This window comes from Dyella sp. Tek66A03, assembly GCF_052567735.1.
In genome coordinates, this window is the sequence record NZ_CP199584.1 from 3,821,421 (window position 1) to 3,843,977 (window position 22,557).

22 protein-coding genes are annotated in these 22,557 nt (G+C 64.9%); 13 read left to right on the forward strand and 9 right to left on the reverse strand.

Going from position 1 to position 22,557, the window contains the following annotated elements; all coding sequences use genetic code 11:
* Positions 1 to 33: 33 nt before the first annotated feature.
* From ACT01B_RS17150 to ptsP, 11 genes are all read left to right on the forward strand, one after another.
* Positions 34 to 573 carry a KdsC family phosphatase gene (locus tag ACT01B_RS17150; RefSeq protein WP_445144424.1) on the forward strand — a complete coding sequence of 180 codons (540 nt, stop codon included), beginning with the start codon at positions 34 to 36 and terminating at the stop codon, positions 571 to 573.
* Positions 570 to 1,241, forward strand: coding sequence for an LPS export ABC transporter periplasmic protein LptC (gene lptC / locus ACT01B_RS17155; protein ID WP_445147513.1), 672 nt, complete (start codon positions 570 to 572; stop codon positions 1,239 to 1,241). The genes ACT01B_RS17150 and lptC overlap by 4 nt, the downstream gene beginning before the upstream one ends.
* A gap of 13 nt (positions 1,242 to 1,254) precedes the next feature.
* On the forward strand, positions 1,255 to 1,755 hold the full coding sequence (gene lptA / locus ACT01B_RS17160; RefSeq protein ID WP_445144425.1) for a lipopolysaccharide transport periplasmic protein LptA: 501 nt from the start codon (positions 1,255 to 1,257) through the stop codon (positions 1,753 to 1,755).
* Between the two features lie 3 nt (positions 1,756 to 1,758).
* Entirely contained in the window at positions 1,759 to 2,478 is a 720-nt protein-coding gene (gene lptB / locus ACT01B_RS17165) for an LPS export ABC transporter ATP-binding protein (protein ID WP_445144426.1), read from the forward strand.
* 123 nt (positions 2,479 to 2,601) lie between these two features.
* On the forward strand, positions 2,602 to 4,071 hold the full coding sequence (locus tag ACT01B_RS17170) for an RNA polymerase factor sigma-54 (RefSeq protein WP_445144427.1): 1,470 nt from the start codon (positions 2,602 to 2,604) through the stop codon (positions 4,069 to 4,071).
* Positions 4,072 to 4,385: 314 nt separating this feature from the next.
* Complete coding sequence (hpf, locus tag ACT01B_RS17175; RefSeq protein ID WP_445144428.1) at positions 4,386 to 4,709, forward strand: ribosome hibernation-promoting factor, HPF/YfiA family; 324 nt, start codon at positions 4,386 to 4,388, stop codon at positions 4,707 to 4,709.
* Positions 4,710 to 5,174: 465 nt separating this feature from the next.
* Entirely contained in the window at positions 5,175 to 6,077 is a 903-nt protein-coding gene (gene hprK / locus ACT01B_RS17180; RefSeq protein ID WP_445147514.1) for an HPr(Ser) kinase/phosphatase, read from the forward strand.
* A 4-nt stretch (positions 6,078 to 6,081) separates the two neighbouring features.
* Positions 6,082 to 6,981 (forward strand): RNase adapter RapZ, encoded by a 900-nt coding sequence (gene rapZ / locus ACT01B_RS17185; RefSeq protein WP_445144429.1) that lies wholly within the window; start codon positions 6,082 to 6,084, stop codon positions 6,979 to 6,981.
* Positions 6,982 to 7,024: 43 nt separating this feature from the next.
* Positions 7,025 to 7,417, forward strand: coding sequence for a PTS sugar transporter subunit IIA (locus tag ACT01B_RS17190; protein ID WP_445144430.1), 393 nt, complete (start codon positions 7,025 to 7,027; stop codon positions 7,415 to 7,417).
* Positions 7,410 to 7,679 (forward strand): HPr family phosphocarrier protein, encoded by a 270-nt coding sequence (locus ACT01B_RS17195; RefSeq protein ID WP_266149484.1) that lies wholly within the window; start codon positions 7,410 to 7,412, stop codon positions 7,677 to 7,679. The genes ACT01B_RS17190 and ACT01B_RS17195 overlap by 8 nt, the downstream gene beginning before the upstream one ends.
* Positions 7,680 to 7,837: 158 nt before the next feature.
* On the forward strand, positions 7,838 to 9,568 hold the full coding sequence (gene ptsP / locus ACT01B_RS17200) for a phosphoenolpyruvate--protein phosphotransferase (RefSeq protein WP_445144431.1): 1,731 nt from the start codon (positions 7,838 to 7,840) through the stop codon (positions 9,566 to 9,568).
* A 30-nt stretch (positions 9,569 to 9,598) separates the two neighbouring features.
* Here the strand turns inward: ptsP and ACT01B_RS17205 are convergent, their stop codons facing one another.
* Positions 9,599 to 10,489 carry a LysR family transcriptional regulator gene (locus ACT01B_RS17205; protein ID WP_445144432.1) on the reverse strand — a complete coding sequence of 297 codons (891 nt, stop codon included), beginning with the start codon at positions 10,487 to 10,489 and terminating at the stop codon, positions 9,599 to 9,601.
* Positions 10,490 to 10,576: 87 nt separating this feature from the next.
* Here ACT01B_RS17205 and ACT01B_RS17210 point away from each other — a divergent pair, with 87 nt between their 5' ends.
* Positions 10,577 to 11,599, forward strand: coding sequence for a YeiH family protein (locus tag ACT01B_RS17210; RefSeq protein WP_445144433.1), 1,023 nt, complete (start codon positions 10,577 to 10,579; stop codon positions 11,597 to 11,599).
* Here ACT01B_RS17210 and tsaB read toward each other — a convergent pair.
* The 4 genes from tsaB to ACT01B_RS17230 all read right to left on the reverse strand — a co-directional run bounded on the left by tsaB (position 11,596) and on the right by ACT01B_RS17230 (position 16,067).
* Positions 11,596 to 12,285: a tRNA (adenosine(37)-N6)-threonylcarbamoyltransferase complex dimerization subunit type 1 TsaB gene (gene tsaB / locus ACT01B_RS17215; RefSeq protein WP_445144434.1), complete on the reverse strand. Its 690-nt coding sequence runs from the start codon at positions 12,283 to 12,285 to the stop codon at positions 11,596 to 11,598. The genes ACT01B_RS17210 and tsaB overlap by 4 nt on opposite strands.
* The gene (gene creD / locus ACT01B_RS17220; protein WP_445144435.1) at positions 12,282 to 13,631 is read right to left on the reverse strand and encodes a cell envelope integrity protein CreD; all 1,350 of its coding nucleotides are present in this window, start codon (positions 13,629 to 13,631) and stop codon (positions 12,282 to 12,284) included. The genes tsaB and creD overlap by 4 nt, the downstream gene beginning before the upstream one ends.
* Positions 13,632 to 13,734: 103 nt before the next feature.
* Entirely contained in the window at positions 13,735 to 14,106 is a 372-nt protein-coding gene (locus ACT01B_RS17225) for a VOC family protein (protein WP_445144436.1), read from the reverse strand.
* A 26-nt stretch (positions 14,107 to 14,132) separates the two neighbouring features.
* Positions 14,133 to 16,067: an ATP-dependent DNA helicase gene (locus ACT01B_RS17230; RefSeq protein ID WP_445144437.1), complete on the reverse strand. Its 1,935-nt coding sequence runs from the start codon at positions 16,065 to 16,067 to the stop codon at positions 14,133 to 14,135.
* A 342-nt stretch (positions 16,068 to 16,409) separates the two neighbouring features.
* Here ACT01B_RS17230 and ACT01B_RS17235 point away from each other — a divergent pair, with 342 nt between their 5' ends.
* Complete coding sequence (locus tag ACT01B_RS17235) at positions 16,410 to 16,793, forward strand: VOC family protein (protein WP_445144438.1); 384 nt, start codon at positions 16,410 to 16,412, stop codon at positions 16,791 to 16,793.
* A gap of 92 nt (positions 16,794 to 16,885) precedes the next feature.
* Here the strand turns inward: ACT01B_RS17235 and ACT01B_RS17240 are convergent, their stop codons facing one another.
* The 4 genes from ACT01B_RS17240 to ACT01B_RS17255 form a co-directional block, all read right to left on the reverse strand.
* Positions 16,886 to 17,416, reverse strand: coding sequence for a tetratricopeptide repeat protein (locus ACT01B_RS17240; protein ID WP_445144439.1), 531 nt, complete (start codon positions 17,414 to 17,416; stop codon positions 16,886 to 16,888).
* A gap of 2 nt (positions 17,417 to 17,418) precedes the next feature.
* Positions 17,419 to 19,746 (reverse strand): penicillin-binding protein 1B, encoded by a 2,328-nt coding sequence (mrcB, locus tag ACT01B_RS17245; RefSeq protein ID WP_445144440.1) that lies wholly within the window; start codon positions 19,744 to 19,746, stop codon positions 17,419 to 17,421.
* Positions 19,747 to 19,923: 177 nt separating this feature from the next.
* Complete coding sequence (locus tag ACT01B_RS17250; protein WP_445144441.1) at positions 19,924 to 20,769, reverse strand: NAD-dependent epimerase/dehydratase family protein; 846 nt, start codon at positions 20,767 to 20,769, stop codon at positions 19,924 to 19,926.
* A gap of 10 nt (positions 20,770 to 20,779) precedes the next feature.
* On the reverse strand, positions 20,780 to 22,492 hold the full coding sequence (locus ACT01B_RS17255; RefSeq protein WP_445144442.1) for a hypothetical protein: 1,713 nt from the start codon (positions 22,490 to 22,492) through the stop codon (positions 20,780 to 20,782).
* Positions 22,493 to 22,557: the final 65 nt, after the last annotated feature.

Consider the following 22,557-nt stretch of genomic DNA (forward strand, 5'->3'; position numbering starts at 1 on the left):
TACCGCCCTTCCGCCCACCTGCCGACACCTCCTATGTACCTGGCCGACCTACCCGCTGACATTCTTGCCCGTGCCGCCAAGGTCCGCCTCGTCGTCTTCGATGTGGACGGCACGCTGACCGACGGTCGCCTGTGGTACGGCGAGGACGGCCATGAAACCAAGGTGTTCCACGTGCACGATGGCCTGGGTCTCAAGCGCCTGCTGGCCAATGGCGTGCAAGTGGCGATCATGTCGGCGCGCATCAGCCACCCGGTCGCCCTGCGCGCCGAAGAGTTGGACATCGCACACGTCTATCAAGGCCAGTCCGACAAGCGCGCCTGCCTGGACCAGTTGATGGAGGCCCTGTCGCTGGCGCCGGAACAGGTGGCCTTTGTCGGCGACGACCTGCCCGACCTGCCGCCCATGCGCATCGTCGGCCTGGCCGTGGCCGTGGCCAACGCCCATCCCTGGATCCTCGAACAGGCGCACTGGCGTACCCGGCTTCACGGAGGCATGGGCGCGGCACGCGAAATCAGCGACATGATCCTGCACGCCCAAGGCAAGTCGGCCGCTGAGCGGGAGCGATGGCATTGAATCTGCGCAAATACCTGCGCGACCGCGGTATACCGGTGGCGATCGTGTTGATTGGCCTGGCGACCGGCGGCGCCCAGATGCTGTACTGGTGGCTGGCACCTAGCCCGAAGGAAAGCGACTTCGTCGGACCACCCCGCTCGGGTTACGTACTGACCAACTTCAAGCTGTGGGCTTTCGACGTCGATGGCCTGCCCAGCTTCCACATGGTCGCGCCCCACCTCGAACGGCGTGAGAACGACGAATCGCTGTACATCAATACGCCGAATTTCGAGATGCCCTCGAACCAGCCCGGCGTACCCCCGTGGCTGGGCAATTCGTTGTACGCCTGGGTCGACAAGAGCGGCACGCTACTGAAACTGCAAGGACCGGTGTTCATGCATCGCGCCGCCTTTGGCGATACGGCGGCGGCGGAAATGCATACTTCGGACGTGACCGCCTGGCCCAAGGAGAACCGCATGGAGACGGCGGCTCCCGCGCATATGGTGCAGGGCGACAGTAAACTTAGCGGAGTTGGCATGCGTGCCAACCTCAACACCAATCATCTGGAGCTGCTCGATGAAAGCCACGGCACGTACCCGCCGCGCAAAAACAGGACCCAAGCTGGGTCTCAGCCTGCTGTGCCTGCTGGGGCTGCTCATCCTGCAGCCGGCCCTGGCCAAGCAGGATGACCGTAATCAGCCGATGAATTTCGCGTCCAAGACCGTGGACGGCTTCAACCAGCCCAACACCATCACCACCCTCACGGGGAACGTGGTGGCCACCCAGGGCACGATGAAGGTCACCGGCGACGTCGCCAAGTTGCATCTGGACGCTGATACGCAGGTCGCACGCATCGTGGTCACCGGCAAGATGGCGCACATCGAGCAGCTGGACGACGCCGGCAACCTGATGCAGGGCGATGCCGACAAGCTCGACTATGACAACGTCAACGGCATTGCCGTGCTGATGGGCAACGCGGTGGTGCGACAACAGGGCCGCGGCGAGTTCCATGGCGACAAGCTCACCTACAACACCAATACCGCGCTGATTACTGGCGAAGCTAGTGGCGACGGCCTGGTGCACGGCGTGATCGTGCCCAAGACCAAGCCAGGCGCTCCGGCTGCACCAACCGCCAAGCCGGTACCGGCTCCCCCTGCCACCACGCCGACCAAGCCGGCAACCCAGCCGACCGGGAACCCGTAATCGATGCTTTCCGCTGAAGGTCTACAAAAAAGTTTCAAGGCACGCCAGGTCGTACGTGACTTCGCCTTCTCCATTCGCGAGGGCGAAGTGGTCGGCTTGCTCGGCCCCAACGGTGCCGGCAAGACCACCTGTTTCTACATGGTGGTCGGCCTGATCGAGGCCGACGCTGGCGTCATCAAGCTCGACAAGCAGGACATCACCGGCCTGCCGATGCATTCACGTGCCAAACTCGGCATTGGCTACCTGCCACAGGAAGCCTCGGTGTTTCGCCGACTCAGCGTCGCCGACAACATCATGGCCGTGCTGGAGCTGCGCGAAGGCTGGGACGAAAAGCGGCGTACCAGCGAGCTGGAAAGCCTGCTGGATGAATTGAAGATCGCGCACATCGCCGATCAGAAGGGCATCAGCCTCTCCGGTGGCGAGCGTCGCCGCGTGGAAATCGCCCGCGCCCTGGCCGCGCATCCCCGCTACATGTTGCTGGATGAGCCCTTCGCTGGCGTCGACCCGATTTCAGTGGGCGAAATCCAGCGCATCGTGCGCCATCTCAAGGAGCGCGGCATCGGCGTGCTCATCACCGACCATAACGTGCGTGAAACCCTCGGCATCTGCGACCGCGCCTACATCCTCAACGATGGCGAAGTGCTCTCGCGCGGCACGCCAGCGCATATTCTTGCCGACGAGAAGGTACGCGAGGTGTACCTGGGGCGCGAGTTCCGCTTGTAACACTTGGGCGACAGCTGAGCGACAGCGGTAAATCAGAGGTAGTACACGATTCCGCCTTTGACCTATGGCCGACCCTGGGCACAGGCGTTAGGATGACCCGGAAGTTCATTCGACCCAGCTGGCATGAAACCCGGACTGCAGTTTCGACTCAATCAGCAGCTCACCCTGACGCCGCAGTTGCAGCAGGCCATACGCCTACTGCAACTGTCGCAGCTAGAGCTGGAGGCCGAGCTGCGGCAAATCGCAGAGGGCAACCCGTTGCTCGAGTTTTCCGAGGACAACCCGGAAGACGTCGACGTCGACGGCGACGAGCGTGAGGTCGTGGATCTGCTGCCGGCCAGCAACACCAGCACCTCCGCCAAGGACACGGTGGACGACGCCGAAGCACCGGAATGGAGCGACGGAGACAGCGGCGGCGAAGATCCGATCGACTTCTCCGGCAGCGGCAGTGCCACGCGCAGCAACGGCAATGCCGACGACGACGGTTTCGAGCCGCAGAGTGCAGCGGCGGAAACGTTGCAGGAACATTTGCTGTGGCAGCTCAATCTCACGCATATGAGCGTGCGCGAGCGCACCATCGCCACGGTATTGATCGATGCGCTCAGTGCGGATGGCTACCTCACCGAGAGCATGGAATCGCTGATCGGCGCCCTGCCGCCGGACCTGAGGGCCAACGCGGCGGAAGTGGAGCAGGTGCGGCGTACGCTGCAGCGCTTCGACCCCACCGGCGTTGCCAGTGTGGATTTGCGCGACTGCCTGCGCGTCCAGCTGGAACAGTTCGATGCCGAGCTGCCGCAACGCGAATTGGCCTTGCGCATCGTCGACGGCGAGCTGGAGCTGCTTGCCCGCAACGACATCGCGCGGCTCGCGCGCAAGCTGCGCGCCAGCGAGGACGACACCGCGGCAGCCGCGGTACTGATCCGCAGCCTCGATCCCCGTCCTGGCGCCGCGCTCGATGTGACGCCAGTGGAGTACGTGGCACCGGATGTCTATGCACGCAAGGAAGGTGGACGCTGGCGCGTCAGCCTCAATCCCGACTGCCAGCCCCGACTGGGGCTCAACCAGCATTATTGCGGCCTGATCGCGCAGGCGCGCGGCACCGACGCCAGCTGGATGCGCGGCCAGCTGCAAGAGGCCCGCTGGCTGATCAAGAGCCTGGAGTCGCGCGCGGAAACGCTGATCAAGGTGGCCGAGGCCATCGTGCGTCGGCAAAGCGCCTTCCTCGATTACGGTCCTGAGGCGATGCACCCTCTGGTGCTGCGTGAAGTCGCCGAGGAAGTGGGCATGCACGAGTCGACCATTTCACGAGTCACCACGCGCAAATACATCCATACGCCGCGCGGTACTTTCGAACTGAAGCACTTCTTCTCCAGCGGCGTCTCCACCGAAGACGGTGGCAGCGCCTCGGCCACCGCCATCCAGGCCATGCTGCGCAAGTTGGTCGGTGCCGAAGATCCGCGCAAGCCGCTGTCCGATCAGGCCATTGCGGAGGAACTGCACCGCAAAGGCATTCAGGTTGCGCGCCGCACCGTGGCCAAATACCGCGAAGGCATGCGCATTCCAAGCTCCAGCGAGCGCCAGCGAGCCAGTTGAGGCGATACTTAATCAGCATCGCCTTAATACCTCTGCGACAAGGCGTCCCGGGAACTTGCCGGGATAAAAGACGTCCCCATTAGAGGAGAGAGTCTTGCTGAAGGAAAAGCTGTCATGTCTACCTGGTGAAGGTCCGCGTAACGCGGGCTTTGCGATAGAAGTGCATAGTGAATTCCCTGCCTTGAAGAGGAGATGGTGACCCCTTGGAACACCCCTGAAATTGAAGGTGCGATTGAAGGTGTGTCGGCCACGGTCCCGCGACCGGCGCATCGACCCCAGCCGCGACCAGCGGCAAGTATCAGAGGAGGCGCAACATGCAAGTACAACTCAGCGGTCAGCAGATTGAAGTCACCCAGGCTCTTCGGGATCACGTGAACAGCCGGCTCGACCGCCTTACCCGCCTCGACGATAAAATCCTCAGCCTCAGCATCGTGCTTTCAGTGAACAAGCTGCAGCAGCGCGCCGAAGGCACGGTCAACGTCTCGGGCGCCAGCCTGCACGCCGAAGCCCTTGAGGCCGACATGTACGTCTCCATCGATGTTCTGTTCGACAAGCTGGTCACCCAGCTGCGCAAGCATCGTGAAAAGATCTGCGACAAGCACCAGCGCGCCGTGCGCGAAGAGCGCCAATACGGCTGACCTGTTGCCCCGGCCCGCCCCGATCTGGGGCGGGCCGGATCCTTCCTTGGATCCCATGCAAAGTCTTTCCCTGCGACAACCTTCGCTGGTGGCGACTCCTTCTCCCCTCCGGGCGACCCGAAGGTAGTCCCTGTGGGAGATAAGGCTGGGATGAGGGGCGGGTGCTTGCGATGACGCTTCAATCGAGCGATCACGCCAGCTTGGCGCTTGCACAGCGAGCGATATGGCTCGGTTGTCGCGCGGTCGCGAGCACCCGCCCCTCACCCCAACCCTCCCTCCAAAGGGGAGAGGGAGCCAAGGGCCCGCCATATCGGCGGCAACGGCGCGAAAAGGCGCCCACTTGTGTGAACTGGCACAATGTCCATGTAGCTGCCTGGGCTTAGACGGCCCCCTACCCCGCGGCGCAAAGGACCTGGCTTGGATCGGCTTACCGCACGACAGCTCTACGATGGCGTTCACGAGCGCATGGCGCTGCGCTGGGTTTCCGGCATGCGCGGCGAATCGCGCGTGCTGGAACACGGCGCCACCACCACGCGCCGCCCCTCGCTGATCGGCTACCTCAACGTCATCTACCCGAACAAGATCCAGATCATCGGCACCGAGGAGCTGAACTTCCTCGACGGCCTGGATGCGCGCCAGCGCTGGGAAGCGATCAACAAGATCTCTGCCTACCAGCCGGTCGCCATCATCGTGACGAAGGATCAGGCGATTCCCGCCGACCTGCGGGAAGTGGCGGAGGAAACCAACACGCCACTGTGGATCAGCTCCAAGCGCGGCCATGAGCTGTTGACCTGGATGCAGTACTACCTGGCGCGTATGCTCGCGCCGAAGATCACGCTGCACGGGGTGTTTCTCGAGGTGTTCTCCATCGGCGTCCTGATCACCGGCGAATCCGGCTCGGGCAAGAGCGAGCTGGCGCTGGAACTGATCAGCCGCGGTCACCGACTGGTAGCCGACGACGCTACCGAATTCACCTTGATTGCGCCGGACGTGATCGACGGCGCCTGCCCCGAATTACTGCAGGACCTGCTGGAAGTGCGCGGACTGGGTGTGCTCAATGTGCGCGAGATGTTCGGCCATACCGCGGTCAAGCCCTCCAAATACATTCGCCTGGTGGTGCACTTGAAGCCGCTGCGCGAAGGAGAGGACACCGACGGGCTCACCCGACTCACCGGCGACATCGGCCATCGCGAGATCCTGGAAGTAAAGGTGCCGATGATTACCATCCCGGTGGCGCCCGGCCGCAACCTGGCCGTACTGGTGGAGGCTGCGGTGCGCAACCATATGCTCAAGAGCAAGGGCATCGATCCGGCCCAGACCTTCATTGATCGCCAGGCGCACCAGATGCGCCGGCTGCCTCCGTGGTGAACTCATGAGCGATATGACGCCAGGCCAAACCATCCACCAGCCCGACACGATCCACTTGATCGTGCTCTCCGGCATGTCCGGCGGCGGCAAGACGGTGGCCTTGCGCGCGCTGGAAGACCTCGAGTTCTACTGCGTCGACAATCTGCCCACCGCCCTGCTGCCACAGCTGGTGGCCGCGGTGAGCCGCGGCATGAGCGACAAGCGCCGCAACGTCGCCGTGGGCGTGGACGTGCGCAACCGCGAGGAAGACCTCAAGCGCATGCCCGAGATGTTGTCGGAACTGGCGGCAGAGGGCGTCGATGCGCACCTGATCTTCCTCGACTGCCGTGACGAAGTACTGATCAAGCGCTATTCCGAAACGCGCCGCCGCCACCCGCTGTCAGGGCGCGGGCTGTCGCTGGCCGATGCCATTGCCGAGGAACGGCGCTTGCTGCGCTCGCTCTCGGCGATTGCCGACAAGGTCATCGACTCCAGCGACATGAACGTGCACCAGCTGCGCCGGCTGATCGCCACCGGCTATGCGGAGGCCACGGAAGGGCTCACGCTGATGTTCCAGTCGTTCGCGTTCCGTCGCGGACTGCCGCTGGACGCTGATTTCGTATTCGACGCACGCTGCCTGCCCAATCCGCATTGGGACCCCAAGCTGCGCCCGCTTTCAGGCAAGGATGCAAAGGTACGCGACTACCTGGAGGCACAACCGCTGGTGGCCGAGTACTTCGCCGATACGGCGCGCTGGCTGGATGCCTGGCTGCCGCGCTTCGAGGCGGACGACCGCAGCTATGTCACCATCTCCATCGGTTGCACCGGTGGTCGCCACCGCTCGGTCTACCTGGTGGAAAAGCTGGCGGCCCACTATCGCGCGCAGCGCAACGGCGTGCTCACCTTCCATCGCGAACTCGAGTGATTGCCATGCTGTCTACATTGACTGATCGGAACGGCACGCCGTCATGAGCGTCGGCGTACTGCTGATGACCCACGAGGCGGTCGGCAAGGCTTTGATCCTGGCCGCCCATCACGTGATACCGAAGCTGCCTTTGCGGGTGGAGGCAGTGGAAGTGCCCGCACAGGCCGATCCGGATGTCATGCGAACGCTTACCGCCAAGCATGCCCGGGCTCTCGATGAGGGTGACGGTGTGCTGGTGCTGGCCGACCTGTACGGCGCCACGCCTTGCAATATAGGGCTTTCGCTGGGTGCGCTGGGGGTTCGTTTGCGCTGTGTGTCGGGGCTCAACCTCCCGATGCTGCTGCGCGTGCTCAACTATGCAGAAAAACCATTAGACGAACTGGCGGAGCTCGCCGCCAGCGGTGGACGCGGGGGAATTTTCATCGATCATGCTTGAACAAGACATAGTGGTATCCAACAAGCTCGGCCTGCATGCCCGTGCCTCGGCCAAGCTGGTACAACTGGTGCAGGGCTTCAAATCCACGGTCTGGCTGGTCAGCAAGGGGCGCGAAGTCAACGCGCAGAGCATCATGGGCGTCATGATGCTCGCAGCCGGCATCGGCACGCAGCTAACCGTCCGCGCGGATGGGCCGGATGAGGAATCCGCCATCCATGCCGTGGTCGCCCTGTTTGACCGCAAATTCGACGAAGGAGCCTGAGTGGGGAAAGTCATCGCCCGAGCACGCCGCCAGGAGGCCGTTTCCACGGCCCCATGCGTCGTGCCGTGCTGCCTTTTCGGGTCGAAAGCCCAGGTCGTGGTGGCCGGATGCCACCGGCTTGACCGACCGCACAAGTCGCTGCACCAGGGAGGGTACGCATGAGACAAACACTGACCGGCACCACGGCCGCACGGGGCATGGCCCTGGGACGGGCCCGTTTGGTCCAGCCAAGCCGCTATCTGGTCGACACGCGCCCGTTGAACGAGGACGAGGTCGAGGTCGAGCTGCAGCGCCTGCACCGGGCGCTGGAAACCGCGCGACAGGAGCTGCACGAGCTGCGCGGCAAACTGCATGGTGCCCTGGCGCGCGAGGTGAACGAGTTCATCGACGCGCACAGCCTGCTGCTGGACGACCCGGAGCTGCTGCGCGGCCTGGACGACCTCGTACGCATCGGCCATTACCGTCCGGGCGCAGCGCTCAAGAAGCAGCGCGATCGCCTCGCCGCCGTGTTCGAGGCGATGGACGATCCCTACCTGCGTTCGCGCAAGGAAGATGTGGACCAGGTCATCGGCCGGGTCATTTCCGCCTTGCAGCGCCAGACCAGCCGTGAAGAACGCAAGCTGGCCGCGCGCGTGGGCGAAATCCTGATTGCCGACACCATCGCACCGGCCGACATGGCGCACCTTGCCGGCAGCGGCCTGCTCGGCGTGGTAGCCAGTTCGGGCAGCGCGTACTCGCACAGCGCCATCCTCGCGCGCAGCCTGGACCTGCCCATGCTGGTGGGTGTGCGGGATGCCTTGTCGAGCATCCACGATGACGACCTGATCCTGCTCGACTCCGAGCGCGGCGAAGCCGTGGTGCATCCCACCGCGCAGGACCTTGCCCGCTATCGTTCCTGGCAACGTGAGGCCATACAGGAAGGCCGCCGCCTGGCCACCCTCGCCAATGCCCCCACGCGCACGCGTGATGGTGTCGACGTACGCCTGCTGGCCAATGCCGAGATGCCGGCCGATATCGCCATGGCGCGTGCGCGCGGCGCCGACGGCGTAGGCCTGTATCGCACCGAATTCCTGTTCCTTCGACAGAAAGGCCTGCCCACCGAGGACGAACAGTTCATCGCCTACCGCGACCTGGTCCTGGGCATGGGTGGCCTGCCGGTCACCATTCGCACACTGGACCTTGGCGCCGACAAGGCCGATGCCGCCGGCCTGGTCCTGCGCGGCGAAGACAATCCTGCCCTCGGTGTGCGCGGTGTACGCCTGTCCCTGCGCTACCCGGCCGTGTTCACCACGCAGATTCGCGCCATCCTGCGTGCGGCCTGCTACGGTCCGGTGCGCGTGCTGGTGCCGATGGTGACGCAGCCCGATGAACTCATCGCCGTGCGCACCCTGTTCAAGCTGGCGCGCCAGGAACTCAAGCGCGAGAACGTGGACCTGCCGGAGAAGCTTGCGCTGGGTGCGATGGTCGAAGTGCCCGCCGCGGCGATCAATGTGCGCGCACTGCTGGAGTATTCGGACTTCCTTGCCATCGGCACCAACGACCTCGCCCAGTACGTGCTGGCCGCCGATCGTGGCAACGATGCGCTGGACAATATCTACAACCCGCTGCAGCCCGCGCTGCTGCGCCTGTTGTCCTACGTGATCAGCGCCGGACGTCGCGCCAAGAAGCCGGTGAGCCTGTGCGGTGAAATCGGCGGCGACGTCAACTTCACAGCCCTGCTGCTGGCGCTTGGCCTATGCGAGTTCAGCATGCATCCGAGCCAACTGCTGCATGTGCGCGATCGCCTGGCTACGCTGGATCACGCCAACCTGCGTGCGAACGCGCCACGTATCCTGCGCGCGCATACGCACGAACAGGCAGAAGCGTTGCTCGCCGAGATTATCGGGTGAGTGATCGCCGTTGAGCGGACATCGGCGAGATCAGCCACGCCCGCTGAATGCGTCGCCCAGAAACGCTTCGATCAGTGCACCGCGATAACGCTGGCGATGCAGCAGCAGCGACAGCTTGCGTTGCAAATCGAGAAACGGCGTCTTCAGTGTTTTCAGGCGCCCGCTCATCACCGCATCGGTCACGGCCACTTCGGGCAGGCAGGCGATACCGAGGCCGGCAATCACCGCCTGCTTGATCGCCTCGGTCTGGTCGAGCTCCAACACCGTCTCACCCATTGGCAAACTGGATAGCGCGCGCTCGCTCAGGCTGCGCGTGGCCGAACCGGGTTCACGCAAGACCCAGCGCGCGCCGGCGAAATCATTCGGCTGCAAGCGCCGTTTGCGCGCCAGTGGATGATCCGGCGACGCGCACACCACCAAGGCATCGTCACGCCAGGGACGCACTTCCAGCGAAGGATGTGCCACCGGCCCCTCCACGCAGCCCAGTTCCAGCGCGTGATCGAGCATGGCGGCGACGATTTCGGCCGTATTGGACACCCGCAGACGAACCGAAACGTGGGGATGGGCGCGCACGAAATCGCCCAGCAGTTCGCCCACGCGATAATTGCCTACGGTGTTGCTGGCGCCCACCCGCAACTCGCCGCCCAAGGTCTGTGCGCTGCCGCTGCCGATGCGTCCGAACTCGGCATAGCGCTCGAGCAGCTCTTGCGCCAATGGCAACAGCTCGCGGCCGCGGGTATTGAGCCGCAGGCGACCGCGTTCGCGCGCGAATACCGGTGCAGCCAGCTGCCGCTCCATCTCGGCCAGGGCCATGCTGGCGGCGGGCTGGGTGAGATATAGCGTTTCGGCGGCGGCTCGCACGCTGCCCAGGCGGGCAATCTGCACGAACACCTCAAGTTGGCGGGGGCTGATATTGATCATCAGTTAATCTTATGCCATCCATCAGAAATTCAAAGTTTTATTGATGGATATGCAAGCGGAGAATGGCGCCGTCGTAAGGAGTACTCCGTGAACGCCACCGCCACCACCCTCTCCGCTCCTACCCTCCATCAGCGCTTGCCGGGCCTGCTGCTGTCAGTCGCCATCGCCCTGGTCGCGCTTGGGCTGGGGAAGGCGGTACCGCTGATTGGCGGCCCGGTGTTCGGCATCGTGCTGGGCATTGCGGTACGCAACCTGGTGGCACCGGGTGGCAGCTACACGGCGGGCATCCAGTTCGCCGGCAAACAGGTGCTGCAGTGGTCGATCATTGCCCTGGGGTTCGGTCTGAGCCTGAATCAGGTCGCCAAGACCGGTCTTGAGTCCCTGTCGGTCACCCTGGTGACCATGACGGTGGCCTTCCTCACCGCCTGGCTGTTGGGACGCCTGCTGAAGGTGGACGACAAGCTGAAGATCCTGATCGGCGTCGGCACGGCGATTTGCGGCGGCTCGGCGATTGCCGCGGTCACCCCCATCATCAAGCCGGACGACCACGACACCGCGTTCGCCATCTCCACCATCTTCCTGTTCAACCTGGTTGCCGTGCTGCTGTTTCCGCTGCTTGGCCATCTGCTGCACCTGTCCGACCTCGGCTTCGGCCTGTGGGCCGGCACCGCGATCAACGACACCTCGTCAGTGGTGGCGGCGGGCTACAGCTTCAGCAAGCAAGCCGGCGACTACGCCACCATCGTCAAGCTGACCCGCGCCACCTTGATCATCCCGGTCTGCCTGGTGCTGGCCTTCGCCATGGCCTGGAAGCAGAAGCAGCAGGGCGCCAGCGATTTCAGCCTGGCCCGCATCTTCCCCTGGTTCATCCTGTGGTTCCTGGTGGCCTCGGCGGTGCGTACGGCGGGCCTCATACCGGCAGCGATCCAGCCTGCCCTGCACATGGCGGCGGAGTTCCTGATCATCGTGGCGCTCACCGCGATCGGTCTCTCGGCCAACCTGCGCCGCATGGCCTCCACCGGTGCCCGTCCCATCCTGCTGGGCCTGGGCGTGTGGGCGGCGGTGTCGGTGAGCAGCTTGCTGGTGCAGCTGGTGATAGGGCAGCTCTAAGCCTTGCCCTGCTCCACCAGCGTCAGCGCCACCTTGTCGCGCAGATAGACCGGTAGCGCATGCTCGGGAGCCGTAGCCCGTCCCGCAGCGAATTCCAACGCGGCCAGTTCGGCCACACGACGCGCCTGCGGATAGCAGGCGCCGTCCGCAGTACGCAGCTCGCCGGTAAGACGAGCGCGCAGCGCCTCGGCATACGTGCCCCAGCCGGTGCCGACCACGTGCCAATGGGAAGCGTGTGGCAACGCCAGTGCAGCGGGCATGCAGACACGCTCTTCGTCAAGCGCAACGAGGCCGCCGTTGTCGTCACGACGATAGCTCGCGGCATAGATCTCACCCATGCGTGCATCGATCACGGCGAGAATGGCGGCATCGTCTTCCGGTGCCTCCAGTGCCAGTGCCGCCAGCGACGAGACCGTGACGACCGGGATATCCAGCGCCAGCGCCATGCCCTGTGCCAAAGAAATGCCAAGCCGCACGCCGGTGAACGCGCCCGGTCCACGCCCCACGGCAATCACGTTGAGCGCATGACGCCCCAGGCCGGCTTCGGCCAGCAGCGCGTCGGCCATCGGCAGCACCAGTTCGGCGTGACGGCGGGGGGCGATTTCGCTGCGCGCAATCACTTCATCGCCATGGATAAGGGCGACGGAGCAGGCTTCGGTAGCGGTTTCGATGGCGAGCAGATTCATGACCGCTCCATGATAGCCGGTGCCGGCCCCACCGCGCCGGGCACGCTGGCGTACCAGTCGATGCGCCGGGTCAGGTACATGAGCAGGGCCACTGTCAGAGTGAGCACGCAGGCGCCAATCAGCAACGCATATTGTTCGGCGGCAAGCACGACATAGAGCATGGCGTAGACCAGGGCCAGGGCGCCGCCCAGTAAGACGCCTGCGCGCCGCGCGCCGAGTACGGCCATCGCATAGCCGCCGACGATGAGCACCACCGACGTCGCCGCCACGGCGTACGCTCCAGCGAAACCGACCTGCTCGGACAAGGCCAGCAGCAGTACGTAGAACGAGGTGAGCGCCGCGCCGATCAGCAGGTATTGCACCGGATGAACGCGCAGCCGCTTGAGCACTTCGAACAGAAAGAACGCCACGAAGGTCATGGTGATGAAGAGCAGTCCGTACTTCCCTGCGCGCACGTTGCGCTGATAGACGTCTACAGGCTGGAACAGCGCCACGCCGAATGGGGATGCCTGCATCGCGCTGTTCACCCGCTCGTCGTTCGCATTCCAGTACTGGCCATAGCTTCGATTGAGATCGAGCATATGCCAGCGCGCGCTGAAACCCTGGGCATCGACGTGTCGTTCCACCGGCAACGCGGCGCCGATAAAGCTGGGATCGGGCCAGGGCGCATGCAATTTCACGTCCAGCGCGCGCGCCCACGGCAGCAGCTGCAGCGACTGCGTGCCGGCCAGGCGGAAATTCAATGAGAAGTCGATCGGCTGCCCATCCAGTGCATCGAGATCGATCGGTACGGTCACCGTCGACCAGTGCCCGCCGAACGTCGTCGCCGATGACGAAAACTGCTGCGGTTTGCCATTGATCAGCAGCTCGGTCACCTCCTGCAGGCCGCGCAAATCGCCCACGACCAGCCGAAGCTCGGCCTTGTCGCCTTGCCATGTCGCGCTATCGAGCTGGCGATATCGCGTGATCTCCCCTGGCAGGAAGCGACCATGCAAGGTCACGGTCGAGGCGAACACCGGTGCCTCGTAAATTCCGTAGCGCCGCTTGTCGACCGTCATGGCGACATCCATCGCAGCGGTGTCGGGCAGGACCAGCGTCGTGCTTTCCTGCACCCGGATCTGGTTGTTTCCCATATCAAAGCTCTGGCGTGTAGGCACCGCCAGTAACAGGCCACCCAATACCTGTTCACCGCCCCAGCCTTGCGCGATCTGATCAACCGCCGACTGGCGCAGGCCTTGCCGTTCGTCCACCAGCGACTGCACTTTCCACAGCGGCAACAGCATCAGCAGTGCCAGCAGACCGATGCTCAACACCTTGGCAGTCCAACCTCGCATCCAGCTTCCCATGGCCTTCGTCTCCCGATGACAAGGCCATGATGGAAACACCGCCTACGGTGGCGAGCCGGGCGTCATGCGGCCAAAGCACGGCGCGTTCGTGGCGAAATGAAGATCATCCGGCCGGCGGCTGCCACAGTTCAACGCGCGTGCCTTCGGGGTCGACGATCCAGCCGAAGCGACCGAATTCGCTGTCCTGGACGTTCTCATCCACGGTCACACCGGCTTCACGCAGCTGCGCCAGCAGGCCATCGAGATCGTCCACGCGCAGATTGATCATGTACGGTTGCGCACTTGGTCCGAAATAGTCCGTATCCGCCGCAAACGGTGACCACAGCGTATAGCCCTTGCGCTTCTCGTCTTCGTCGTAGCGCGTGCCACCCCAGTCATCGACCGGCAGGCCCAGATGTCGCGCATACCATGCGCTCAAGGCCTTTGGATCGCGTGACTTGAAGAAGATACCGCCCAGACCGATCACCTTAGCCATGTCCTGATCCTCTCGAAGTGAAACCACTACGCGGGTGAAGACATCTCGCCCTCGAAAAACGCCTGCACTTCCTTCAATTCGCGCGTTCGCGGCATGGCCGGAAGGCTGGCGAGAAACAGACGTCCATAACCCTTGCTGGTCAGGCGCGGATCGCATAGCACCAGGACACCACGGTCGCGCACATCACGAATCAATCGACCGGCGCCCTGCTTGAGCGCAATGACCGCGCTGGGTACCTGCCAACCCATGAAAGGGTTGATACCGGCATGTTCCAACGCCTCCAGCCTCGCTTGCAGCACCGGATCATCCGGCGCGGCAAACGGCAATTTGTCGATCACCACCACGCTCAAGGCCTCACCGGCGACATCCACCCCTTCCCAGAAGCTGGCCGCACCGAGCAGTACGCCGTGGCCGCTGCTGCGAAATTCCTCCAGCAGTCGATGACGTGGCGCCGTGCCTTGCACGAACAGCGGCCACGGTACGCGTTCGCGCAGCAGTTCCGCCGCGCGGCGGAGCGCGCGATGCGAGGTGAACAGCAGGAAAGCCCGACCACGGGATGCATGCAGTACCGGCAGCACGGCATCGAGGACGCGGTCCGTGTAGTCGCGCGTTGAAGGGTCGGGCAAGGGCGTTGGCAAGTAGCACAGCGCCTGCGTGGCGTAATCGAAAGGACTCTCCACCAGCAGCGTCTGTGGATCTTCCAGGCCGAGCTGGCGCGCGAAGTGATCGAAGCTGCCGGCCACCGACAAAGTGGCTGAGGTGTGGATCCACGCCGCCTGCGTCTGCTCGCGCATCGCGCGCAAGGGCGCGGCCAGGTCGAGCGGCGTGGCGTGCAAGGCGAAGCCGCGCGGAAATAGTTCATACCAGCGCACATCCCGCTCGCTATCGCGCTCAGCGATGCGATCGAGGCGCTCGCTCAGATGCGCCGCGCGCTCATGGGCGTTGGCAAAACCACGCGAGCGCTCCGCCTGGGAGGCAAGCACATCGGTGAGCGCCGCAAGCACCTCACGCATGTCGTGCAGCGACGTGTGGATGGATGCGCTGGCTTCCAACAGGTGGAACGGCCCGCGTTCCGGCAACGTATCCATCGCCAGTCGCAGCCTGCGTACGGCGTCCTGCAACGCCTCGGCGGGCTCCAGTACCACGCCGATCGCGCCGGTGATGCCATTGCACTCGCTCAAGCTGTCCTGGGCCAACTCGCTGAACTGGCGTGCGCTGATGCTCTGCGAAAAGAACTGGCCTGCCAGTTCCGGAATCTGGTGCGCCTCGTCAAGGATAAAGGCGTGGGCACCGGGGAGAATTTCGCCGAAGCCTTCCTGCTTCAAGGCAAGGTCGGCAAACAGCAAGTGATGGTTGACCACCACCAGGTCGGCTTCCTGCGCTTCACGGCGCGCTTTCACTACGTGACAGTCATCGTAGAACGGACATTCCACGCCCAGGCAGTTGTCCGGCGTCGAGGTGACCCGCGGCCATAGCGGCGACTCTTCCGGCACCTCCGCCAGCTCGGCGCGATCGCCGCGTCGCGTGCGTGAGGACCAAGTGCGGATGGCCGCCAACTGCGCTGCCTGCCCTCGATCGAAGGTCGCGCCTTCACGCACGGTCTGGTCGAGCCGGTACAGGCAAAGATAATTCGCGCGCCCTTTCAACAGCGCCGTCTTCAGTCGCGCGTCCAACACCGAGCGTACGCGCGGAAGATCGCGGAAATACAGCTGATCCTGCAGCGCCTTGGTCCCGGTGGAGACAATCACACGCTGGCCGGACAGCAGCGCCGGCACCAGATAGGCAAAGGTCTTGCCGGTGCCGGTGCCAGCCTCGGCAATCAGGGTTTCCCGCTCGGCGATCGCGTGCTGCACCGCACGCGCCATCTCCTGCTGGGCGGCGCGTGGCGCGAAATTCGGCAGCTCGCGGGCAAATGGGCCTTCCGTGCCCAGCAGCGCGGCAACATCCTCATGATCGATCATCGCGAAAGTATCGCCGACCTTGGCCGCGGCTGCGAATACCTAGGGCGTGTTCACCCTAACCAAGTAGCGCGCGCCGGGAGCTGTTTGCGCGCAGGCCAAGGAAGAACGAGGGCGTGTACGTCCGTACACAACCGAGTGATGACGCCGGCATTCGGGCAAACAGACCCGGCCCGAAGGGTTGCCTTGCCCAGGCCGCCAGGCGGTAGCGCGCCGCTTGGCCAGGCAGCCAGCCTGCCCGGCGCGACGCACTACCACCTGGCGGCCTGGGCAAGGCAACGCGCACTACTTGGTTAGGGTGAACACGCCCTAGACTGTGCCGGCCCCCGTCTGCGGAGCCTGTCCATGTCCACGCCCATCAGCGGTATCGGTCAGATCGCCATCACGGTCAGCGATGTCGACCAGGCACTCGCGTTCTATCGCGACATTCTCGGCCTGCCATTCTTGTTTCGCCCGGCCCCAAACCTGGCCTTCCTCGACAGCGGCGGCGTTCGCCTGATGCTGTCGACGCCACAAGGCGCTGGCGCAGTCGGCGGCAACTCCATCCTGTATTTCAAGGTGGCCGATATCGGCACGACCTTTGCCGCGCTGCTCAATCGCGGCGCGGTCGGTGAACGTGAGCCCCAGGCTACCGCCGAGCTGTCCGACCACACCTTATGGCTCGCCTTCCTGCGCGACCCTGACGGCAACCTGGTGGGGCTGATGGAAGAGCGCCTGCGCGCCCGATAAGCAGGCTTCGACGAGACGCACGTCAGGCATGCCTTCGGTGCGCAAGGAACTAACCGTGCCACGACTCCACTAGACCGGGGCCCGCAGATGCATCAGAAGCGCTGCACGCCTTCCACGTGACACTGCTGCAGCGACTTGCTGGCCGTGGCCGCGCCGGCATCGTCGCCGGCACGTTCGCGCAGCTCGGCAATGGTCTGCCAATTGCGCGCGCATAGCGGCCCCAGGCGCGGACCCAGCTCCCACGAACGCTGCGCGAGCTTTTCGGCGTTCGCGTAATCCTTGAGCCGGATCGCCAATTCCGCACGATCCTGCAGCAGATCCGGCGAGTTGGGGCTCAGCTTGAGTGCCTGGTCGAGCTTGACTGCCGCTGCACTGTACTGGCCGGTGCGCATGTCGCCAGCCGCCGCGTCCTGCAAGTTGGCCACGCCCGGCTCACGCAACGGATTCACGTCGATGGCGGACTTTTCCTTGTCGCCCGCGGCATGGATGGACGCCAGCATCTGCTCGTCAGAACGGGTAGGACGCGTCGCTTGCGCGGGTGCGCTGGGTTGGCTGCAGGCAGCGAGCAACAGGACGGCCAGCGTGGCTGGCACGGCGGAGGCATGGAAGAGTCGACGCGACATGATCAGTCTCGAATGGGAGCCGGGGAAGCCGGTGCGGGTGCTTGGTCACCGCCGCCGAAGAGATTGCCTACGTGCTGCCAGAAGCAGCCCTCGGCATCCTGCGACAGTGTACCGGCCACGACCGGTAATTGACGCGCTCCCTCGCAGCCCTGTTCCGTGCGCTTGCCATCGGACGGATTGATCCAGGCGAGCTCAAGACCCTCGCCAGGCGCTGCCGACAACGGCTTCGTCGGTAGCTTGCGGAACAATTCCTGCCACGCGCGCAGACTGCCGGTGGCGCCGTACAGGCCGCTCGGCTTGTTGTCGTCGCGGCCCATCCAGAACACGGCCAGATGCTCGCCGGTGAAGCCAGCGAACCAACTGTCGCGCATATCGTTGCTGGTGCCGGTCTTGCCGGCCGCATTGAGATAGGCCAGGCCGGAGGTGCCGATTGACGCCGCCGTTCCCGAACGCGCCACCTGTTGCATGGCCCAGGTCACCAGCCGCACCGCTGACTGGTATTCACCCGGTCCGGTTTTCACCTCGTAGCGCTTGATGGTCTGGCCCTTGCCATCGACGACGCCACGCACGGCGACCAGCGGCAACGCATGTCCGTCGGCAGCGATGTACTGATAGAGCTGGGTCGCCTGCAAGGGCGACATGTCCAGTGCACCGATCAGCAGCGACGGACTCGGGTTCACATCGGTAAGGCCAAACGATTCCAGGAAGGCCTTGATGCGCGACACGCCGATATTCATGCCGAGATGGATGGTGGCCAGGTTCCACGAATGCACCAGCCCGTCGATCATCGGCACCGGACCGTGCGCATCGCCTTCGTCGTTCTTGGGCATCCACATCGTGCCGTCGGGCTGTTTCATGCTGATCGGCACATCCTCGATCAGGCTGCCGAGATTCCAGCGCTCCGGCTGGGCCAGGGCCACCAGATAGACCAGCGGCTTCACCAGTGAACCGATCGGACGACGCGCATCGAGTGCACGGTTGAAACCCTGGTCGCCCGGCAGCTTGCTGCCCACCACCGCCAGCACGGCGCCGGTCTGCGCCTCGGTAATCACGGCAGCGGCTTGCGCCGCGTCACCACGCTTGCCGAGGCTGGCCATGGTGGTTGTGATGGCCTGCTCCGCATACAGCTGCGCGGCCGGATCGAGCGAGGTGAAGACGCTGAGATTGCCGTTGGAAAGTGTCTCGTCGTCGAAGTCGGCGGTGATCTGGTCACGCACCAGCTGCATGAACGCCGGGAAGCGGTTATGCGGCAACTGTCCGATGCTGACGATGCCAAGCGGGGTGGCCTGCGCCGCCTTGGCCTCATCGGCCGTCATCACGCCGGTTTCGGCGAACTGCTCGAGCACCAGGTTACGGCGCGACAGCGCGCGCTCCGGATAACGACGCGGATCGTAATAGCTCGGCCCTTTCACCATGCCGATCAGCAGGGCCATTTCCTGCGGCTTGAGGTCTTCCATGCGGCGACCGAAGTAGAACTCCGACGCGGCGGCAAATCCGTGCACGGCCTGGCTGCCTTGCTGACCGAGGAAGACCTCGTTGACGTAGGCTTCGAGGATGCGGCTCTTGTCGTAGTGCGCCTCGATCAGGATCGACATCAAGGCTTCGTTGAATTTGCGCGTGAAGTTCTGCTCGCGATCGAGGAACAGGTTACGCACCAGCTGCTGGGTGAGGGTGGAGCCACCCTGCACCGTGTGACCGGCGCGCAGGTTGGCGAACGAGGCGCGCAGGATGGCGGTGAGATCGATGCCGAAATGATGCTTGAAGTCGCGGTCCTCGACGGCCTGCAGACCCGACAGCAACATCGGCGGCACATCGGCCAGGCGCACGATGCGGCGCTCCTCCTGTTGCGCGCCATACAAGGTGGCGATGCGCGCCGGATCGAGATGCGCCTGCTCGAGGGTCTTGCCGCTGGCCGTGTCCTTCACACTGGCAACCTGCCCCTTGCCCAGCGCCACGCGAACGCGTTTGGGCAATTCGCCGCCGTCGGGTCCGGCGTAACCGCGCGAGGCGATGGTGTAGGTGCTGCCGTCCTTCAGCCAGGTGCCGGCCACCTGGCCATGACCATCGTTGCCGTAGCCGGCGAAGGTCAGCTCCAGCTCCAGCGCGGCCGACGTCATCGGCGTGCCAGGTGCGAGCGCGAGTGGCCGCGCGTAGATGCGGGTAGGCACCGCGAACACCAGATCATTGAAGCGATCCTGCACGCGCTTGTTCAGCACCAGCGTGTAGGGCAGCACGAAGCCGAACAGCAGGCCCATGCAGATCCAGAACGGGATGCGCACCCAGGGCCACACGCCACTGGCGAACGAACGAAGACGGGGCAAGAAGGCCAAGGAGGGAGAATCCTGAACAGGAAGGCAGGGGGGATCATAGGACCTGCTGCCCGGCGGGCATCTGAACGCAGGCGGTGGTTTATGGCAAAGGGCGGGCAAGTTGGGGCCGCCGCTCTGTTGTTGAGAGTGGGGGTGGCGGCTCTGACGCTACGTTGGTTTCGCGCACAGGGTGCGCTCCTACCTGGGGCCGGGTGGGGTCCAGCAGGTGGCGTCGGGGAGGAAGGGGCGTGGGGAGATGCCGAGAAGGCGCTGGACGTCGCTATTGTCGGCAATCAGATTCGCTTCCAGCCGGGTCAGCGGGCCGCGCAAGCGCGGTACGGCGTGGCGGCCCATGCGCAACAACCAGGCCGGCAGCGGCACTGGCAGCGTCGCCACCGGGAGGCTGGAGCGGACGCGGGCAAACATCTCGGACGCCGGCAGACGCTCGCCACCACCCAGCGCCAATACGCGCCCGGCGGCTTGCGGCTGGTCGAGCGCCGCCATCACGGCCTGGGCGATGTCATCGGCGTGTACGGGTTGGCGCAACCCGCGTCCGGCGAGCAACGGGAACACGCGCTGGCGCATGGCCCGGCGGGCGATCGGGCTAAGGCTCTTGTCCAGGCCGGCGCCGTAGATGATCGTGGGGCGAAACACGGTCCACGGATAGCCCTGGCGTTCGCATACGGCCGCCAAGGCCGCCTCACCCTCGCGCAGCATCTGGGAGATGGCGCGCTCGGCTGGCACCTCGGACGCCTGCTTGGATTCGGCGCTCATCGAACTGGTGGCAATCACGCGCGTCGATGGCGACGGCTCGAGCGTGGCCAGCCATTCGGCAAACGACAGCAGCGGCCCGAAACTGATGATGGCCGAGGGGCGTTCGATCGCCGGCACGGCATCCGGCAACTGCCCCTTGAGCCAACTGATGCCCGGTTCGCCGGGATGCGCACGCCGGCTTATCGCGATCACGTTCTCGCCGCGCGCCTGGAGGCGCGGCAGCAGGAAATGGCCGATCTGGTTGCTGGCCCCGAATACCACAACCGTCATCGAAACATCCTCAGGAGCCGGCCTGCAGGCGCGCCGTCAGCGTGGCCAGACGCGGATTGCCCGGCGCCAGCTTGCGCGCCCTGTCCAGCGACTGGGTCGCACTGGCACGGTCACCTTGCTGCAACTGCTGTTCGGCCTGGTCCAGCCAGGCGTTGGCCAGACGCTGGCGCAACACGCCCTGCCCTGCACTTCCCGGCGAGAGGTCGGTGAAATCGGCGAGACGATCGCCAGCCACTGGCAGGTTGCCGCTGGCGAGCGCCTGGTTGAACTGATTCATGGCCAAGCCGGGCAGCATTTCCAGTCCATGCCGGGCCGTTTCGTTATTGCCGTCAATCGCCAGCGCACCGCGATAGAGGTCGTACGCGCTGTCGCCCGGAGGCAGCATGAGATTGCCCTGCTGGGCGGCGCTATCGGCACGCTGGATCATCCGCGCGAGGTCGGTGCTCTGCTGCGCGGTGAGCACCGGATGCTGCGTTGGTCCCGCAACGTCCTCCTCCGCGTCGCCCGCGACCGGGAGCGCGGCCGACGCCTTGTGGGTGCCGCCAAGGCGCGCCTTGGCCGCCGCAAGATCGCCAGAGCCGGGCGCCAGTTCGGCCGCCTGATCGAGCAGCTTGCGTGCCTGCGCCTGGTCGCCGCTATCCAGCGCGGCGTTGGCTTGCGTGATCAGCGCCTGAGCTACCTGACCGAGGCCGGCCTTGGCATCGGCATTGTCGGGGTCAATCGCCAGCGCCGTCTTGTAATCGGCGAGCGCAGTGTCTTCGCCGGCGCCGCTGATGCGACCCTCGCGCATGGCGTCCTGGGCTTGATTGAGCGCGTCGGCCAAGGCATTGCTGTCCTGCTTTTGCTCCGTCACCAGAGCCGCGCGCAAGGCAGGCAGTTCGCCGTAGTTGGGAATGAGCGCAGCCAGTCGATCGACCAGGGCGGAGGCTGCCGCGCGATCGCCCGCATCCAGCGCCTTGTGCGCCTGGCTGGCCAGCGCGTCGCCCACCTTGTCCAGCCCGTGCGCCGCCACGGCATTGTTCGCGTCGGCGCCGAGCACCCGGCGGTACAGCGTGCCGGCGCCATCGTCGCCGTCCAGTTTGCCGGCATCGAAAGCCTGCCGTGCCTGCTCGATCAGGTGATCGGTCTGCGCCGGGCCCGTGCGCGCCGTGGCAAGCGCCTGGGTCAGTCGATCCACGTCACTGCCGCCACCGAGCAGCTCGCGCGCGGCGGCAAGCGCCTGGTCGGCGTCATCCAGCTTGCCGGCCTGCAAGGCCGCATCGGCGCGTGCGATCTCGGCCAGGCCGACCTTGCGCAGGCCGTCGCGGGCACGGTCGTTGTCGGGCTGCAGCGCGCGTGCCGCTTCGAACAGCTCACGCGCGCTGGTGCCGTCATTGCCGTCCAGACGTCCTTCCTGCAAGGCGACTTCGGCGCGTCCGAGGATCCCACCCAACTCGGTGCTCGGCACCAGGCCGCGCAACTTGTCCTGCCCCATCCACAGCGTGGTGCCCACGCCAATCACCAGCAGCAGCAACAGCGGGATCAACCAGCCACGACGGCGGGACGAGCGCCGCGGCGGCCGCGACGACGTGCCGCGACCACGATCCGGATCCAGCGTGACCCGCGGTAGACCGTCGTCCCACTTCGACTCCGGAGACGGCGTATCCAGATGGTCGAGATCACCCAGGGTAGGTTCGGTGCGGCCCTGCGACCCGGGGTCGTGCTGGTCTTTGCGTCCGTTCATGGGCTCACGAAGGTGTGATCAAGGGGGTGGGATCAATCTGCAGCAGCTTAACATCGCGCCGGGCC